This window comes from Buttiauxella sp. WJP83, assembly GCF_027594725.1.
Lineage (GTDB): Bacteria > Pseudomonadota > Gammaproteobacteria > Enterobacterales > Enterobacteriaceae > Buttiauxella > Buttiauxella selenatireducens.
In genome coordinates this window covers 3744102-3761325 of the sequence record NZ_CP110080.1, presented here as the reverse complement: position 1 = coordinate 3761325, position 17224 = coordinate 3744102, and the positions used below count along the sequence as shown (strand labels likewise).

At 51.4% G+C, this 17224-nt stretch carries 16 protein-coding genes, 1 tRNA gene and 1 pseudogene; 10 read left to right on the top strand and 8 right to left on the bottom strand.

Annotation, left to right across the window (positions count from 1 at the left end; genetic code table 11):
• Positions 1–34 precede the first annotated feature (34 nt).
• On the top strand, positions 35–802 hold the full coding sequence (locus tag OH773_RS17420) for a class I SAM-dependent methyltransferase (protein ID WP_270140425.1): 768 nt from the start codon (positions 35–37) through the stop codon (positions 800–802).
• Here OH773_RS17420 and rnhA read toward each other — a convergent pair.
• Positions 750–1325 (bottom strand): ribonuclease HI, encoded by a 576-nt coding sequence (gene rnhA, locus OH773_RS17415; protein ID WP_270140423.1) that lies wholly within the window; start codon positions 1323–1325, stop codon positions 750–752. The genes OH773_RS17420 and rnhA overlap by 53 nt on opposite strands.
• Between rnhA and dnaQ the strand changes: the two genes are divergently transcribed.
• Together dnaQ and OH773_RS17405 are read left to right on the top strand one after the other, a co-directional pair.
• The gene (dnaQ, locus tag OH773_RS17410) at positions 1279–2010 is read left to right on the top strand and encodes a DNA polymerase III subunit epsilon (protein ID WP_270140421.1); all 732 of its coding nucleotides are present in this window, start codon (positions 1279–1281) and stop codon (positions 2008–2010) included. The two genes, rnhA and dnaQ, sit on opposite strands and share 47 nt — an antisense overlap.
• Before the next feature lie 133 nt (positions 2011–2143).
• A tRNA-Asp gene (locus OH773_RS17405) sits at positions 2144–2220 on the top strand.
• 59 nt (positions 2221–2279) lie between these two features.
• Here OH773_RS17405 and OH773_RS17400 read toward each other — a convergent pair.
• Positions 2280–3773, bottom strand: coding sequence for an NCS1 family nucleobase:cation symporter-1 (locus OH773_RS17400; protein ID WP_270140419.1), 1494 nt, complete (start codon positions 3771–3773; stop codon positions 2280–2282).
• A 224-nt stretch (positions 3774–3997) separates the two neighbouring features.
• Here OH773_RS17400 and OH773_RS17395 point away from each other — a divergent pair, with 224 nt between their 5' ends.
• Together OH773_RS17395 and puuE are read left to right on the top strand one after the other, a co-directional pair.
• The gene (locus OH773_RS17395) at positions 3998–4735 is read left to right on the top strand and encodes an aspartate/glutamate racemase family protein (RefSeq protein ID WP_270140417.1); all 738 of its coding nucleotides are present in this window, start codon (positions 3998–4000) and stop codon (positions 4733–4735) included.
• A gap of 32 nt (positions 4736–4767) precedes the next feature.
• Positions 4768–5724: an allantoinase PuuE gene (gene puuE / locus OH773_RS17390; protein WP_270140415.1), complete on the top strand. Its 957-nt coding sequence runs from the start codon at positions 4768–4770 to the stop codon at positions 5722–5724.
• A gap of 40 nt (positions 5725–5764) precedes the next feature.
• Here puuE and hpxZ read toward each other — a convergent pair whose 3' ends face one another.
• The 4 genes from hpxZ to OH773_RS17370 are packed head-to-tail and all read right to left on the bottom strand — an operon-like array spanning position 5765 to position 9327.
• Positions 5765–6148 (bottom strand): oxalurate catabolism protein HpxZ, encoded by a 384-nt coding sequence (gene hpxZ / locus OH773_RS17385; protein ID WP_183271417.1) that lies wholly within the window; start codon positions 6146–6148, stop codon positions 5765–5767.
• A gap of 5 nt (positions 6149–6153) precedes the next feature.
• Positions 6154–7545, bottom strand: coding sequence for an AtzE family amidohydrolase (locus tag OH773_RS17380; protein ID WP_270140412.1), 1392 nt, complete (start codon positions 7543–7545; stop codon positions 6154–6156).
• Positions 7542–7730 (bottom strand): oxalurate catabolism protein HpxX, encoded by a 189-nt coding sequence (gene hpxX / locus OH773_RS17375; RefSeq protein WP_183271415.1) that lies wholly within the window; start codon positions 7728–7730, stop codon positions 7542–7544. The genes OH773_RS17380 and hpxX overlap by 4 nt, the downstream gene beginning before the upstream one ends.
• Before the next feature lie 10 nt (positions 7731–7740).
• Positions 7741–9327, bottom strand: a complete 1587-nt coding sequence (locus OH773_RS17370) for a gamma-glutamyltransferase family protein (protein WP_270140409.1) — start codon at positions 9325–9327, stop codon at positions 7741–7743.
• A 116-nt stretch (positions 9328–9443) separates the two neighbouring features.
• On the opposite strand from OH773_RS17370, the gene OH773_RS17365 reads away from it, so the two are divergent.
• From OH773_RS17365 to uraH, 5 genes and pseudogenes are all read left to right on the top strand, one after another.
• Positions 9444–10283 (top strand): MurR/RpiR family transcriptional regulator, encoded by an 840-nt coding sequence (locus tag OH773_RS17365; RefSeq protein ID WP_270140407.1) that lies wholly within the window; start codon positions 9444–9446, stop codon positions 10281–10283.
• A gap of 191 nt (positions 10284–10474) precedes the next feature.
• Positions 10475–11716, top strand: a complete 1242-nt coding sequence (locus tag OH773_RS17360) for a pyridoxal-phosphate-dependent aminotransferase family protein (RefSeq protein ID WP_270140405.1) — start codon at positions 10475–10477, stop codon at positions 11714–11716.
• Positions 11716–12966: pseudogene (gene hpxK, locus OH773_RS17355) on the top strand (allantoate amidohydrolase); the annotation flags it as partial. The gene OH773_RS17360 and the pseudogene hpxK, both read left to right, overlap by 1 nt.
• Complete coding sequence (uraD, locus tag OH773_RS17350; protein WP_270145935.1) at positions 12952–13470, top strand: 2-oxo-4-hydroxy-4-carboxy-5-ureidoimidazoline decarboxylase; 519 nt, start codon at positions 12952–12954, stop codon at positions 13468–13470. The pseudogene hpxK and the gene uraD, both read left to right, overlap by 15 nt.
• A complete protein-coding gene (uraH, locus tag OH773_RS17345) occupies positions 13467–13802 on the top strand; it encodes a hydroxyisourate hydrolase (RefSeq protein ID WP_270140403.1) in 336 nt (111 codons plus the stop codon). Before uraD ends, uraH begins: the two co-directional genes overlap by 4 nt.
• A gap of 5 nt (positions 13803–13807) precedes the next feature.
• Here uraH and OH773_RS17340 read toward each other — a convergent pair whose 3' ends face one another.
• Both OH773_RS17340 and fadE read right to left on the bottom strand, forming a co-directional pair.
• The gene (locus OH773_RS17340) at positions 13808–14575 is read right to left on the bottom strand and encodes an amidohydrolase (protein WP_183271409.1); all 768 of its coding nucleotides are present in this window, start codon (positions 14573–14575) and stop codon (positions 13808–13810) included.
• 123 nt (positions 14576–14698) lie between these two features.
• Entirely contained in the window at positions 14699–17143 is a 2445-nt protein-coding gene (gene fadE, locus OH773_RS17335; protein WP_270140400.1) for an acyl-CoA dehydrogenase FadE, read from the bottom strand.
• Positions 17144–17224: the final 81 nt, after the last annotated feature.

The window sequence follows — 17224 nt, the reverse complement described above, 5'->3', positions numbered from 1 at the left end:
TTCAACCTCATTGAATTGCGTTAAGAAGGTAGCGATGAAACCGGCAAGGATACCTGAAAATTTCATTTCACCGCATCATTGGGGAGAACTGCCCTGGGGCGAGTACTACCGTGAGGCGTTGGAAATCCAGCTCCAACCATGGCTTGCCAAAATGTTTGGTTTTCATCTGTTGAAAATAGGCAACCTAAGTACTGAAATTAACACTGAAGCGTGTGCTATTTCACATCAGGTTAATGTCGGCCTACAAGGCGAAAGACTTCAGGTAAATGCCGATCCACTTCATTTACCCTTTGCTGCAAAATCTGTTGATGCATGTATGTTGGCTCATACATTACCCTGGTGCCAGGATCCTCATGGATTGCTGCGCGAAGCCGACCGGATTTTGATTGATGACGGGTGGTTGATTCTGAGCAGCTTCAACCCGATGAGTTTGTTAGGTTTAGGCAAAGCCGTGCCCTTTATGCGCAAGCGCACACCCTACCATTGCAGGATGTTTACACCGATGAGGATGTTCGACTGGTTGGCATTGCTGAATTTTGAAGTCATGCATCAGCGCAGTTTCCAGGTTTTACCCTGGAGTAAACAAGGTGGGAAAATGCTGAGTACTCACCTGCCTGCGCTGGGTTGTATGCATGTCATTGTGGCGCGTAAGAGGACACTGCCACTTACGCTGAATCCAATGAAAAGCCGTTCAGCGAAAACACAAATCCGCTCAGCAGTTGGCGCGACCAGGCAGTTTAAGGAAACGACTAAGGTTTCACCGCCTCTTGCTGATAACCAACATCTTCAAGAGTTGGATTAGACGCGGCTTCGCGTGCAAGCTCATCGCAGCGTTCGTTTTCAGGGTGACCGGCGTGGCCTTTCACCCATTCCCAACTGATTTTATGTTCGCTCAGCGCGGCGTCCAGACGTTGCCATAGGTCGACATTCTTCACCGGCTTTTTATCGGCTGTTTTCCAACCACGTTTTTTCCAGTTATGAATCCATTGTGTAATTCCCTGGCGCACATATTGACTGTCAGTGCTGAGCACAATGTCACAAGGTTCGATTAGCGCCTCAAGAGCGACAATTGCCGCCATCATTTCCATGCGATTATTCGTTGTTAATCGATAGCCGACGCTAAAAATTTTTTCGTGTTGTTTGTACCGTAGAATGGCACCGTAACCACCAGGGCCCGGATTACCGAGGCAAGAGCCATCGGTGAAAATTTCTACCTGTTTACGCATCTCTGGTAGACTTCCTGTGATTAAAAAACCAAGTCTGACATAAACGAGCGCCATGAGCACACCAATTACACGACAGATCGTTCTCGATACTGAAACCACCGGTATGAACCAAATCGGTGCTCACTACGAAGGGCACCGCATTATTGAAATCGGTGCGGTTGAAGTGATTAACCGCCGTCTGACGGGCAATAACTTCCATGTCTACTTAAAGCCAGACCGGCTGGTGGACCCGGAAGCATTTGGCGTGCATGGAATTGCCGACGAGTTTCTGGCGGACAAACCTACCTTTGAGCAGGTTGCAGATTCATTCCTGGATTACATTCGCGGTGCCGAGCTTGTCATCCATAACGCGTCGTTTGATATCGGGTTCATGGACTATGAGTTCAGTAAGCTCAAGCGTGATATCCCGAAAACCAATACTTTCTGCAAAATCACCGACAGCCTTGCGCTCGCGCGAAAGATGTTTCCGGGCAAGCGAAACAGTCTCGATGCGCTTTGCTCACGTTACGAAATAGACAACAGTAAGCGAACGCTGCACGGCGCATTGCTCGATGCCCAAATCTTGTCCGATGTCTATTTGATGATGACGGGCGGGCAAACTTCGCTGAAGTTTGCCATGGAAGGGGATGTTCAACAGCGCAATGGAGATAACGGAATTCAGCGTGTTATACGCAGTAGTTCGGGTGTACGCATCATTCGAGCCACTGATGCTGAGCTCGAAGCGCATGAGTCACGGCTTGATCTGGTGGAAAAGAAAGGCGGAAGTTGTCTTTGGCGACTATAAAAGCAGCCGCAATGGCTTAAAAATCACCGTTTGGGTGAAATTTACGGCAAACGATTATTTTTATAAGAAAAACCGTTGACGCCCATGAGCGCAATACGTAATATCTGCCTCGTTCCCGACGGGGAACAAACGCGGAGCGGTAGTTCAGTCGGTTAGAATACCTGCCTGTCACGCAGGGGGTCGCGGGTTCGAGTCCCGTCCGTTCCGCCACAATTAGAAAGCCTGAATCAGAAATGATTCAGGCTTTCGTCGTTTTAGCTTTTAAAAACTTAATCCTTCGAAACGACAACCTGCCCATTGTATCCCGCTACATCACTCACTTTTTCAGCTCGAGCCAGCCAGCGGTAACAGCCAGCGCTTAGAAACGCCCCGATAAACCAGCTAAAGTTTGCGACTTCATGCAGTGATGGGATAAAGCTGATTGTCAGGCAAACCGCGACAGACGGCACGAGTGCCATAATCGCTTTCGGATTGAACCCACTTTTGTACCAATAGCGGCCTTTGGAAGTGTCATCGAACAAATCATCGATATAAATTTTACTGCGCTTAATGATGTAGAAATCGGTCAGCAGGATGCCGAACAGCGGCCCAATGAACGATCCCAACACATCAAGCGTGTAGTGAATCAGCTCAGGGGACTGGAACAAGTTCCACGGTGTCAGCAACACGGAACCAACAGCAGCGATCATCCCACCGGTACGGAAACTGATTTTTTGCGGTGAACAGTTAGAAAAGTCGAAAGCGGGGGAAACAAAATTCGCCACGATATTAATACCGATGGTGGCGGTGATCATAGTCAGCAAACCAATCGCCATCGCCAGGCTATTGCCCACGTGACTGACGGTTTCAATTGGATCGGTAATCATTTTGCCAAACAGAGATTGAGTACCGGAGACAATCACAACGGTCACGATAGAGAACAGCAAGAAGTTGAACGGTAGCCCCCAGCGATTGCCACGGCGGATCTCTTTCATACTTTTGCCGTAGCGCGAGAAATCACCGAAGTTCAATAGTGGGCCGGAGAAGTAAGAAACGACCAGCGCGATAGCGGTAAGCATCTGCCACGCTTGTTCACCGGAAGTGAGCTGTTTGCTGGCAAGCGTAAACGAAATTCCGTCAAATCCTGTCTGATACAAAATCCAACCCGCCAGAGCCATCATTACGATATAAACAGCAGGACCTGCGATATCAATGAATCGTTTAATGGCGTTCATGCCATGCCAGAACACTGCCGCCTGTAATGCCCACATAATGCCAAAGCATACCCATCCGAGGTGCGAAAGACCCAGGAAGTGCCCGGTGGTCATTGGGGCAAGTGATGGCCAGAATTTGAGTAACACCAACATTAACGCGTTCGCGGCTAAATATGTTTGTATACCGTACCAGGCAAAGGCTATGAGCCCGCGGATCACCGCTGGAATATTGGCACCAAAAACGCCAAAGGCCTGACGACAAATCACGGCATAAGGCACGCCCGCCATCTGGCTTGGTTTTGCGACCAGATTCGCACACAGCTGCACAATACAAATTCCCACCAACAGGCAAAGTAATACCTGCCAACTCGCCAGCCCTAATGTGAAAAAGCTCGCGGCGACAACATAGCCACCCATGCTGTGTACATCGGACATCCAGAAAGAAAAAATATTGTACCAGGACCATGTCTGGTTACGCGTTGGTGCCAGGTCATCGTTACACAGACGCGGGCTATACCCAGCGTTGGGGCTATCGGTCATGGCAGTCGTGTTGGGTTCAATGTTTGGCATGATATCTGCTCCTGGTAAAACAGGGGTTAACGGGTTGTCTGAAACTTTCGTTGCATGAACCAGGCCAGGTTTCATTCTTCGAGGAATAAACGGGGATTTTGGAGCGAAAGGCGCGTAAAAAGAGCCATGCGGATATCAGTTACGCCTTATCATAGTGCAAAATTAAACAAGAATGCCCAGCGGTGGTGCTAATCCACAGGGGTAAAAAACATCAAGGAACTCATATGACGCAACATTTGATTCAGGTTATCAATCCCAACACCAACGTGGCGATGACGCACACTATTGCTGAAGCAGCACGCAGCGTGGCCGCTCCTTCCAGTGAAATCATCGCCGTTTGTTCATCACAAGGCGTGGAGTCTATAGAAGGACATTTTGATGAGGCGATTGCTGCCATCGGGGTCCTTGAGCAGATCAAACTTGGCAAAGAACAGGGCGTTAGTGGCCATGTCATTGCCTGTTTTGGCGATCCGGGGTTGTTGGCGGCACGCGAACTCGCCATCGGGCCAGTGATCGGCATCGCTGAAGCGGCGATGCATGTCGCCACGCTCGTTGCTACACGCTTTTCTATTGTCACTACGCTGCCACGTACCGTGATTATTGCGCGTCACTTGCTGCGCCAGTATGGATTCGAACATCACTGCGCCGCCGTTCATGCGATCGATTTACCGGTGCTGGCTTTAGAAGATGGCACGGGTCTTGCTCAGTTGAAGGTACGTGAGCGTTGTATACAAGCCATGAAAGAAGATAACAGCGGAGCGATTGTGCTGGGTTGTGGAGGAATGGCCAATCTTGCACGAGAGCTAACGAGTGAACTGGGTATTCCCGTTATTGATGGCGTTACCGCCGCAGTGAAAATGGTGGAATCCCTCATTGCTCTTGGCGTCGGGACGAGTAAACACGGTGACCTTGCGTATCCGAATAACAAGCCGCTATCAGGCTGTTTTGACATGCTGAGTTGATGTTCATGGCTCGGCTCATAAGGAACCGAACCATGACTGAAGAACCGAAAAGTAAGAGCTATCACTTTACCGGCAATTACCCGCGTGACATGAAAGGTTACGCCGGTAAGCCACCACATCCTCAGTGGCCGAAAAACTCCCGGGTTGCCGTGCAGTTCGTCCTCAATTTCGAAGAGGGTGGAGAGAACCACGTGCTGCATGGCGACGCCGGTTCTGAACAATTCCTCTCTGATATTATCGGTGCCGCCAGTTTCCCTGACCGCCATATGTCGATGGATTCACTGTATGAATATGGATCGCGCGCCGGATTCTGGCGCATTCACAATGAGTTTCAGAAGCGCGGCCTGACCATGAGTATTTTCGGGGTCGCGATGGCACTGGCGCGCAACCCTGAAATCGTTGCAGCAATAAAAGCGGCGGATTATGACGTCGTAAGCCATGGCTGGCGCTGGATCCACTATCAAAATCTGGATGAAGCCACAGAACGTCAGCATATGCATCAGGCTATCGAGATTCTGGAAGATTTATTCGGCAGCAAACCGCTTGGCTGGTATACAGGCCGCGACAGCCCGAACACTCGTCGGCTGGTGGTGGAGAACGGCAGTTTCCTGTACGACAGTGATTATTATGGCGACGACCTGCCATTCTGGAGTGAAGTCACCTGCAGCGACGGCTCCATCAAACCGCATCTGGTTGTGCCTTACACGCTTGATGCTAATGATATGCGCTTTGCCACTGCGCAAGGTTTTAATACCGCCGAGCAGTTTTATGCGTATCTGAAGGACAGTTTTGATGTGCTGTATGCAGAAGGGGAAACGGAACCTAAAATGATGTCGATTGGTATGCATTGCCGCTTATTGGGACGTCCAGGCCGATTCAGAGCGTTACAGCGTTTTCTGGATTATGTGCAACAGCATGATGATGTGTGGATTTGCCGTCGCCAGGATATTGCCGAGCACTGGGTCAAAACGCATCCGTTTAAAGGATGATGTGCGTGGCGGGTGAAACTGAAATTACCCGCCGCGCCGTTTAACTCATTATGCTGACGTGGGCTGCAACGATACGCCAGCCATAAGGGAACTTGACCCATGTTTGCATCTGGCGGCCGATTTTATCGCTGCCTTCACGAGTAAATTCAGTGCTGGCAACCGCCATATCGTCACCGTAAGTGGTGATGGTCGTGTTTTGCAAAAGTCGGTCTAAACCTTGAGATGAACGGGTATTTCTGAACGCCCTGATCTCGTCGATCCCATACAGATTTTCACTGGCGCCGTAACGAACGGTGCGGGGGTCAGACCAAAATAATTCATCTAACACTGCAATATCGTTGGTAATCAACGCCTGTTCGTAGCGGTAAAAAGCGTCACTGACTTCGTTGACGATTGCCGGGCGATCAATATTGTCTCGCATCATAGGATTTACCTTACCTGGTGGTTTCCTACCAGCATACCCTGTATTTCAAGCTGATGGGCGGCTCTCAGGCAGATATCTTCACGCCATGGTGCCCCGATAAGTTGCACGCCAATGGGCATGCTATTTGCGGTCATCAATGGCACCGTGACAACAGGCAAGCCAAGAAAAGAAATCGGTTGTGTCAGCATTCCCATACTGGCTTTGACGGGAAGATCAGTTCCGTTGATATGCATGGTTTGTTGGCCAAGTAATGTGGCGCTGCACGGGGTTGCGGGAGCAATAAGCAGGTCGTAATGCTCGAAAAGTGGCAGCGTTTTATCACGGAACCACCCCCGAAACCGTTGCGCTTGTGTGTACCAGGCTGAAGGTGTCATGGCTCCGGCCAAAAGGCGATCACGAGAGTTCAACTCAAAGCGTTCAGCTTGTTCACGTAATGCAGGTAAGTAATGATTTCCCCCTTCGGCTGCGGAAAGCAAAAAGGCCGCCGCGCGTGCTAATTCGGCTTCAGGCAGTGAAATAGATTCAAGGGCTTCAAGGGCTTCAAGGGCGTGAGCGACCTGGGCTACAGCGGCTTTTGCTTCAGCGTCACACCAGCTCTCGAAAAAACCACCCAAAACAGCGCATCGCAAACTTCCAGCCCATTCCAGTTTATCGGTAACAGATTCAATGCTGCGTATTGACTGGAAATGGTCGGCGGTATCGGGACCCTGAAGAGCATCATAAACGCGCGCCAGGTCATCAACATTGCGAGCAAATGGGCCAATATGATCAAGACTGGCAACAAACGGCTGGCTACCGCTGCGTGAGAGGCGGCCAAAGGTAGGTTTCAACCCTAAGACACCACACAGCGAAGCCGGAACGCGAATAGATCCGTTGGTGTCGGTGCCAAGGGAAAAATTCACCATTCCGGCGGCGACGGCAGCCGCAGAACCACCCGATGAACCGCCCGCAATGCGGTCGGTATCATGAGGATTTCGGGTCGCGCCGTAACAATTATTTTCTGTGGTAAAGCCGTAGGCGTACGCATCCATATTGAGTGCACCGGAAAGCATGGCTCCGGCTGCACTCAACTGTTTGATAGCGAACGCATCCGTACTTGCAGGAGGTTGTGAACTAAACAGCTCAGCGCCAGCAAGTGTTGTCGTGCCTTGAATATCAAAGAGATTCTTTACCGCATAGGGGACGCCAGCCAGCGGAGGTAGGGGGGCCCCATGTGAGCGCTGTCGGTCAACGGCTTCGGCTTCTTGTCGTAAACGCTGCGCAGTCACTTCGGTAAATGCATTAATCCCAGGATTACATTGCTCTATTTTTGCAAGCGTACATTGAGCCAACTCGCCAGCTGAAAACTTACCCTGGACTAATCCTTGCTGAATTTCGCGAATGGACAGCCCGTTCATAGTTTATAAATCCCAGCCACTTCCTGGCGTTGCGGCAACGGAAATTCCATCAACGGTTCGGCCAGCGCAGCCATGCGTACCAGCTGAACTTCCAGCTCTCTACGACGTGCATCGTCAAGAGGAACGTTAAGAAGTTGTTCCATTAACTGGATATAAGTGGGCCAGTCGATAAATGTAGATGTCATTTTTGATTCCTTAAAATCCAGCGGCACTGCCGTTGCTTCGCGGGTCGTAAGCTCCTTCGAGCATGCCGTTGGTATGGCGCACAATGGCACCCGCGTGGCCCACTGCCTCGCTAAAATCGGGTAGTGCCTCAACTTCATGCCCTAACTCACGCAGGGTTTCGAAGGTTTCAGGGCTAAATCTGGCTTCTAATTTCAGGTTGTCAGAGGCTTGCCCCCATGTTCTGCCTAGTAACCAACGTGGTGCGGTAACCGCTTCCTGGAGCGGCATACCCTGAATGACATGACGAGTAAAAATGGCTGCCTGAGTTTGAGGTTGCCCGTCGCCACCCATTGAGCCGTAAACCATGATTCTTCCATCGGCAAGACGCGCAGCCGCCGGATTCAAGGTATGGAACGGTTGTTTTCCCGGAGCCAGGCTTAACAGGCTTTCGGGATCGAGATTGAACGCCGCGCCACGGTTTTGCCACAGAACCCCGCTCTTTGGCAGCACAACGCCGCTGCCGAACTCATGATAAATACTTTGAATAAATGAAACGGCCAGTCCACTGCTGTCAATGACGCCCATCCAGACCGTGTCACCCGGGCCTTTTCCTGTTCCCCAGCTAGCCGCGTTGTTGTCGTCAATTTCTGCGGCAAGGCGGGCGAGCGGTTGAGGGTCTAACAAACTTTGGATGGAGGTGGTGATATGGCGCGGGTCGGTGATGTATTTATCGCGCAACGCAAACGCTTTTTTGGTGGCTTCTACGATGCGGTGAACGGTTTGGGTTTCGTCGGCTTGTGCCATGTCTAAATGATCGGTTATGCCCAAAATCGCCAGTGAAACCAGGCCCTGGGTCGGTGGAGTCATATTAAAAATCTCACCGTGCTGGTGGCTAAGTCGCAGAGGTATCCTGCGTTTTGCTCGCTGGGCTGCGAGATCTTGCCGTGTTATCGGCACCCCTAAATCAGCAAGTTCTTCGGCGATGAGAACCGAGAGTGGCCCGCGATAAAAGCTATCAAGACCTTCAACGGTCAGACGTGCCAGCGTTTCGGCAAGCCTGGGTTGGGTAAAGCGGCTGCCGACCCGAGGAATCTCACTCCTGTGCAAAAAAGTCTCGGCGAAGCCTGCAATGTTGACCAGTTCGTCATATTTACTGTGCGTCGCCAGGGTTTGAGATGTTGTCACCGGAATGCCATCTGCCGCATAGCGAATGGCATCGGCCAATAAACGCGAGAGCGGCAACTGTCCGCCACCCAGTTCTACCGCAACTTTTAACGCCTCATTCCACCCGCTAAGCGTGCCGGGAACGGTCAACGCCGCTTTTGGGCCTCGATGGGGGATATTTTTTTCGCTGCTGTAAAGCTCGATGGAAGCAAGGGAGCCCGCGGCACCGCTGGCATCAATCGCAATAGGTTCGCCTTCTGGCTGAACAATTAGCCAAAAGCCATCACCGCCAATTCCATTCATATGAGGATAAACCACAGCGATGGTGGCTGCCGCTGCGACCATCGCCTCGATGGCGTCACCGCCATGGCGCAGTACGGATAATGCGGTTTCACTCGCCAAATGGTGCGGTGTGACCGCCATACCTGAAGGTGCCATATTGCTTTGCATCATCGTCTTTATCTCTATGAACGTAAGCTGAAGTTATAGTTAAGCAAAAGATGTTCCAGGTTGACGCGATGAGTTTCACTGTGCCAGTCTCGGGTGAAACAAAAGTTACAGAGGCCATAATGAAACAATTAGATGAACGATTGAGAGCGACGTACGAACAGCTTTCTCCGCAAGAACAGCGGGTTGCAGCGTTTATCGTCGATCATTTTGATGACCTGATCAGTTACAACAGTGCAGAACTGGCACGTCTTTCTGGCGTATCAAAAGCCACCGTCAGCCGCTTATTCAAACGCCTTGGCTATGAACGTTACAAAGACATGCGCGAGGAGCTGCGTACCCTGCGCCAGAGCGGGATGCCATTGACTGAAAACCGCGACGCGGTGCAAGGAAATACATTACTGGCGCGGCATTACAAACAGGAAATGGCCAACCTGACGCAATGGGTAAGCCTGCTTGAAACGCAACAGTTTGCTGATGTTGTCACCGCGCTGAATGCTGCAAAACGCATTTTTATTATAGGGTTAAGAAATTCATGGCCCGTTGCCATGCACTTACGCCAGCAGTTATTGCAAATTCGTAGCGATGTTTATTTATTACCTCAACCGGGGCAGACGCTGGCGGAAGAGGTCGTGGATATTAACGAACACGATTGTGTCGTTGCTATCGCGTTTCGCAGGCGTCCGCGCATCATCAAGCCGTTGCTGGCAAATCTGCATAAACGCCAGGTGCCGCTTCTGGTAATGAGTGAAGCGCAAGGCTCTGGGCTGACGCCATATTGTCGCTGGCACTTTGCAGCGCCGCTCGATAGCGTATCTGCGTTTGACAGTTACAGCAGTGCGATGAGTCTGGTGAATTTACTTTCCAACGCAGTATTGCATGAAGCGTTAACCACGGGCCGCCAGCGCATTCATCACATTGCAGAGTTGTATTCCGAGCTTGATGAGCTTGAACAACGTTAACGCACTTTGTTAGTGCGTTTGCACATGCCATGGGAACCATTCTGGTTCATTCACCTTGGCAGGTAAGTATCAGCATTAAATCGGAATGCGGCATCTTCCTTTCCTTGGCATCAATGAAAGTGAGTGGCACATTAGTTGCAGAATATTTTCATAAGGAATCTTTTGTTTCATGACGAATAAAAGGAAATGCCATGTTCGATATTCAGCACTTCACGCAAATTAACCCGCCGCATCGTTTGTTAATGGGGCCAGGGCCAATCAATGCCGATCCGCGTGTGTTGCGGGCCATGGCAAGCCAGTTGATCGGACAATATGATCCGGTAATGACGGGCTATATGAATGAAGTGATGGTGCTGTATCGCGAGCTTTTCCGCACCCAAAACCGCTGGACGATGTTGGTGGACGGGACTTCCCGCTCGGGCATTGAGGCCATTTTGCTCTCGGCAATTCGCCCCGGAGACAAAGTGCTGGTGCCGGTGTTTGGGCGCTTTGGCCATTTACTGTGTGAAATTGCGCGCCGCTGTCGGGCCGATGTTCACACCATTGAGGTTCCCTGGGGCGAAGTATTTACACCAGACCAAATTGAAGATGCCATCAAAGCCGTTAAACCACGCTTGTTGCTAACCGTTCAAGGTGACACCTCCACCACGATGCTCCAGCCACTGGATGAACTCGGTGAGATCTGCCGCCGTCACGGTGTGCTGTTTTATACCGATGCCACTGCTTCGTTTGGTGGCAACGCACTGGAAACCGATCGTTGGGGAATTGATGCCGTTTCTGCGGGTTTACAAAAATGCCTCGGAGGTCCATCAGGCAGTTCACCCATTACCCTAAGCGATGAAATGGAAGAAGTTATACGCCGCCGTAAATGTGTGGAGGAAGGGATCCGAACAGCTGCGCATCAGGATGGCGATGACGAGATGATCTATTCGAATTATTTCGATCTCGGCATGGTGATGGATTATTGGGGACCAGAACGTCTGAATCATCACACCGAAGCGACCAGTATGTTATTCGCCGCTCGTGAATGTGCACGCATTATTCTCGAAGAAGGCCTGGATGCTGGGATTGCACGTCATGAATTGCATGGGCGTGCATTGGTGGCCGGGATTCAGGGGATGGGGCTGGAAACCTTCGGCAATCTGCAACATAAAATGAATAACGTGCTGGGCGTCGTCATCCCGTCAGTGGTTCATGGTGAAGAGGTGCGCAAAATGCTGCTGGAGGATTTCCATATCGAAATCGGCACCTCATTTGGCCCGCTGCAAGGCAAAATCTGGCGCATCGGCACAATGGGTTACAACGCCCGTAAAGATTGCGTGCTGCAAACACTCACCGCGCTTGAAGCGGTGCTTAATCGCCTCGGTTTTAAAACGACGCAAGGAGCTGCAATGCAGTCGGCGTGGGATGTCTATGCTCAGGAAAATCGCTGATGATAAAACATGTGATGAACCCGGATGAGGCTCGTATTGCCGCAAGGCGTGTCATGTTGCGGACAGAAGAGCTGGCGCGCATTAGCGAATCGGCTGACCATCTGACGCGCGTTTATCTTTCCCACGAACATCTACATGCCAACCATCTGGTGGCTGGCTGGATGGAGCAAGTGGGGATGACGACCTGGCAGGATGCGGTAGGGAATATTTGCGGGCGTTATGAAGGTGCCAGGGAAGGGGCGCAGGCGATTTTGTTGGGGTCACATCTGGATACGGTACGCAATGCCGGTCGTTACGACGGTATGTTAGGCGTGTTGAGCGCACTGGAAGTGGTCGCTTTCTTATATCAACACGATATTCAATTGGAACAAGCAATTGAAATCGTGGGCTTTGGTGATGAAGAAGGCACGCGTTTTGGTATCACCCTGCTGGGTAGCCGTGGGATCACCGGGACATGGCCGCAGAGCTGGCTGGCGTGTGAAGATTCCACGGGAACCAGCGTCGCCCAGGCGTTAGTGAATGCCGGTTTTGATCCATCTCGAATTCACAGTGCTGCGCGTAATCTTGAGGAGTTCAGTGCCTATCTTGAGCTGCACATTGAGCAAGGCCCGGTTCTGGAACAGGCAAATCTAGCCCTTGGTGTGGTGACAGCTATTAACGGCGCACGTCGTTTGAAATGCAGCTTTATCGGTGAAGCGGGCCATGCGGGCACGGTGCCGATGGCGATTCGCAAAGATGCGCTCGCAGCAGCCGCTTGCTGGATGACGTACATCGAAAGCGCGACTCGCGCATTTAGCCCGGACATTGTTGCAACCGTTGGCACACTGCAATGTCAGCCGGGTGCTGCAAATGTGATCCCTGGCGAAGTTCAGTTGACGCTGGATATTCGAAGCCCAAGGGACGCTGACCTGGAATCGTTGCTGGAAAACCTGCTTAGTGAAGCACAAAAAATTGCTGCACAGCGTGATGTCACGTTCCACGCTGAAACCTACTATTCAATTCCCGCAACGCCGTGTGATACCCATTTGCAGCAACAATTAAGCCGTGCAATTCGCGCGGTGCAGGGAAGAACGATGTCTCTGCCAAGTGGGGCAGGGCATGATGCCATTGCTATTGCCGAAAAATGGCCGGTCGGCATGCTGTTTGTTCGCTGCGAACGCGGGATAAGTCATCATCCGGCGGAGTCGGTTATTGAAGCTGATGTGATGCAAGCCGTGCAGGCTTATACGCAAACAGTGATCGCGCTGGCTGCGAAAAATACGTTGGCAGAATTTAACGAAGCGTCGGTGAACGACGCGCTGAACCTTATCGCGCCATGCGTTGCGTTACCTGCTTGGGCTGAAAGTTTAGTCATTGCGCGTCCCTATTCTAATATTGACGTGTTGCAGCATTATGCTTCACAACTCACCCACCAGTGGGGAAGTGCAGAGCTGAATCAGGCGCTGAGTGCGCATCCGCGAATTGGCGAAAAGGCGCAAGGCAGCAGCAAAGAAGCGGCACTTTCTAAAGATGAACAATCTGCGGTAGATGGGCAAAACGCGGCATTAACGGTTGCACTGGCGCAAGGTAATGCCGATTACGAAGCACGGTTTGGGCGCGTCTTTTTGATTCGCGCTAAAGGGCGTAGCGGTGATGAAATTCTGGGTGAGCTCCGCCGTCGTCTGAATTATTCGGCCCTTGACGAAGAGGTTGAAGCGCTGGAACAACTACGCCAAATCACCTTGTTACGTCTGGAAGGAGTATTTGCACAATGAGCCAATTGAGTACTCATGTTCTGGATACCGCCCTGGGGAAACCGGCAGGTGGTGTTGTGATTCGGCTGGAACAACTGGTCGCTGAAATCTGGGAAATCAAAGCCCTGGGTGTCACTGATATTGATGGGCGTTTGAAATATTTCGGTGAAGAACCCTTAGCAGCGGGGCGTTATCGCCTGACGGCAGAAATCGGGCACTATTTCGCTGCAACGCAGCGGGAAACGCTGTACCCCATGGCGCAAATTGATTTCGTTATCGCGCAAAGCGGCGGGCATTATCACCTGCCGTTTCTTATATCCCCCTGGTCGTGGTCAACGTACCGGGGGTCGTAGAGTATTTAGAGCGTAAACGGATCTGCATCCTGCCAGGCAGGGAACTTCTCACGATATTCCTGCAACGCAATCAATGACAAATCGGCATCGAGGCGCATCGCCTGATGCGGTTCACCATTCGCCAGAATTTCGCCCTGTGGATTGATTATCTTGCTGTCGCCACGATAATGATGCCCATTGCCATCGGTGCCGACACGGTTGCAACCTGCAACGTACGCCTGGTTTTCAATAGCGCGGGCAACCAGCAAACTTTGCCAGTGCAGTGAGCGAGGTGCGGGCCAATTCGCAACATACAAAGCTAAGTCATAGTCGTTTCGATTGCGGGACCATACCGGGAAGCGCAAGTCATAACAGACCTGCGGCAAAATACGCCAGCCGCGCCATTCCACCACCACGCGTTCTTCGCCCGCCTGATAATGATGATGCTCATCTGCCATGCGGAATAAGTGACGTTTATCGTAGAAATGGACTTTGCCGTCAGGCTGAACCAATAGAAAACGGTTCACAGGCCCGCGCTCGGTTTGCAGTGCAGCACTCCCGCCGATCATCGCCTGAGTTTGCTGGGCTTTAAACTGCATCCAGTCAATCACTTCCTCTTCAGCGAGCGACTGTTTGGCTGCTTCCATCGCAAAACCGGTGGTGAACATTTCTGGCAGGATAATCAGGTCACGGCCATGAATACCATCTAACAGCACATCGAAATGACGTAAGTTTGCCGCGCCATCCATCCAGACCAGCGGTTGTTGCAGAACGGTGATTTTCAAACCAGACACAATCGGAAGCCTCATGATAAACAGTGATTCATTCACTTTAGCATGACTTAACTGGCTTATGTTGGGTAATAAAAAACCCCGCGAACGGGGTTTTTTTACTCGTCATAATTTGAGTCAGCGTCGTTATGCTGCTTCAATTTTGCGATGCTTTTCCGGCACCTTTACTGGCATGGTTGCCAGTTCCTCCGGCTCGAACTCATCGACGTTGATACTGCGCAAGCGACTGACTTCTGCTTTGGTGAGGATCGCCGCTTCGTCCGCGTTGATTTTCCCTTCAGCCAGCCATTGTTTAGCTTGCTCGTCCAGGCGTGTGAACGGCAGATTATGCCCAGTTTCTTTACAGATGCGCAGATGGATTGGCTCGGCGGCCATGACGTCCATCAATGCTTCTTCCAGTAAACCTGCCGGGTTGAACTCGCTTGGCGTCAGATACTGACCGCGACCAATGCGTGAACGGGTAGCGGACGGGATCTGCATGATCTTCGCCAGTTTATGATCCAGCTTGTCCGATGGTGCATCGTAACGGCGGCCAAGTGGGAAGATAACGACACGTAACATGCCAGCGACAAATGCATTCGGGAAGTTACGCAGCAGATCGTCAATCGCTTGTTCTGCCTGATAAAGCGCATCCTGAACGCCCCAGTGAACCAGTGGCAGATCCGCTTCGTTACGGCCTTCATCGTCATAGCGCTTGAGCACTGAAGATGCGAGGTAAAGCTGGCTGAGAATATCGCCCAGACGAGCGGAGATACGCTCACGACGCTTCAGGCTGCCGCCCAATACGGCCATCGAAACATCAGACAGCAATGCCAGGTTAGCACTCAGGCGGTTCATATACTGGTAGTAACGTTTGGTCGAGTCTTTGGTCGGCGTGGCGCTGGTCAAACCGTTAGTCAGGCCAAGCCACAGACTGCGCATTTTGTTGCTGCCAACGTGGCCGATATGCTTGAACAGCAGCTTATCGAATGCATTGACGTCATTGTTTTGCGCCGCCGTCATCTCTTCGAGGACATAAGGATGGCAACGGATTGCTCCCTGGCCGAAGATAATCATGCTACGCGTCAGGATATTCGCGCCTTCCACGGTAATCGCGATAGGTGCGCCCTGGTAAGCTCGAGCCACAAAGTTGGAGTTGCCGAGCATAATGCCTTTACCGCCAACAATATCCATAGCATCCAGAATCGCGCGTTGGCCACGGTGGGTGCAGTGATATTTCACGATAGCCGACAGAACCGCAGGTTTTTCACCAAGCATAATGCCGTAAGTCACCAGTGAGGCCGCTGCATCCATCACATATGCGTTACCCGCAATACGTGCCAAAGGCTCTTCAATCCCTTCCATTTTACCGATAGAGATTCTGAACTGACGGCGGATATGAGCATAAGCGCCCGTTGCCATCGCCACAGATTTCAAACCACCGGTAGAGTTGGACGGCAGTGTAATACCACGGCCAACGGACAGGCATTCAACCAGCATACGCCAGCCCTGACCGGCCATTTTTGGACCACCGATGATGTAATCAATCGGGACGAAAATGTCTTTACCGCGAGTTGGACCGTTCTGGAATGGCACGTTGAGCGGGAAGTGGCGTTTACCGATTTCCACACCAGGGGTGTGAGTTGGAATTAACGCACAGGTAATACCTAAATCTTCGCCATCACCGAGTAAATTATCCGGATCCGACAGTTTGAACGCCAGCCCCAGAACGGTGGCGATAGGAGCCAGCGTAATGTAGCGCTTGTTCCAGGTCAGACGCATACCCAGAACTTGTTGACCTTGCCACTCGCCCATACAGACCACGCCGGTGTCAGGAATGGCGCCTGCATCGGAACCTGCTTCTGGGCTAGTCAATGCAAAGCAAGGGATCTCTTGCCCGCGAGCCAGGCGTGGCAGGTAATGATTTTTCTGTTCTTCGGTGCCGTAATGTTGCAGCAGTTCACCCGGGCCTAATGAGTTAGGTACACCCACGGTTATCGCCAGGATGCCTGAAACACCAGACAGTTTTTGCAGTACGCGTGACTGAGCGTAAGCGGAAAACTCCAGGCCACCGTACTCTTTCTTGATGATCATCGCGAAGAAGCGATGTTCCTTTAAATAAGCCCACAACTCTGGCGGTAAATCTGCCATTTCGTGTGTGATTTGGAAGTCATTCGCCATGCGGCAGGCTTCTTCAACCGGTCCGTCAATAAAGGCTTGTTCTTCTTCAGTCAGCTTAGGTTGCGGGTAGTTATGCAGTTTTTCCCAGTCAGGCTTGCCGCGGAAAAGATCGCCTTCCCACCAGGTCGTACCTGCGTCGATAGCCTCTTTTTCAGTACGAGACATCGGCGGCATGACTTTACGGAAGCTGCGGAACACCGGAGCGGAAATTAAAGATTTACGCATTGGGGTGAAGACAAACGGCACCAGAATTATCGCCAGCGGGACGAGTAACCAGATTGACCAGATACCGGCGAAACCAAGCGCTGCCGTCCACACCAGCAAAATTGCGCTACTGAGCAGTAAATTGACCTGGTGATAGAAAAGCACACCGAGGAGAACAACCGTTGCAACAATACTCAAAATTAACATAAAGGAAACTCCCTTGCTTGTAGGAGGTCTGACCACTTGGATGTATTGGTTTTAGTTCATGTGGTTTTTTTTAGCAATATC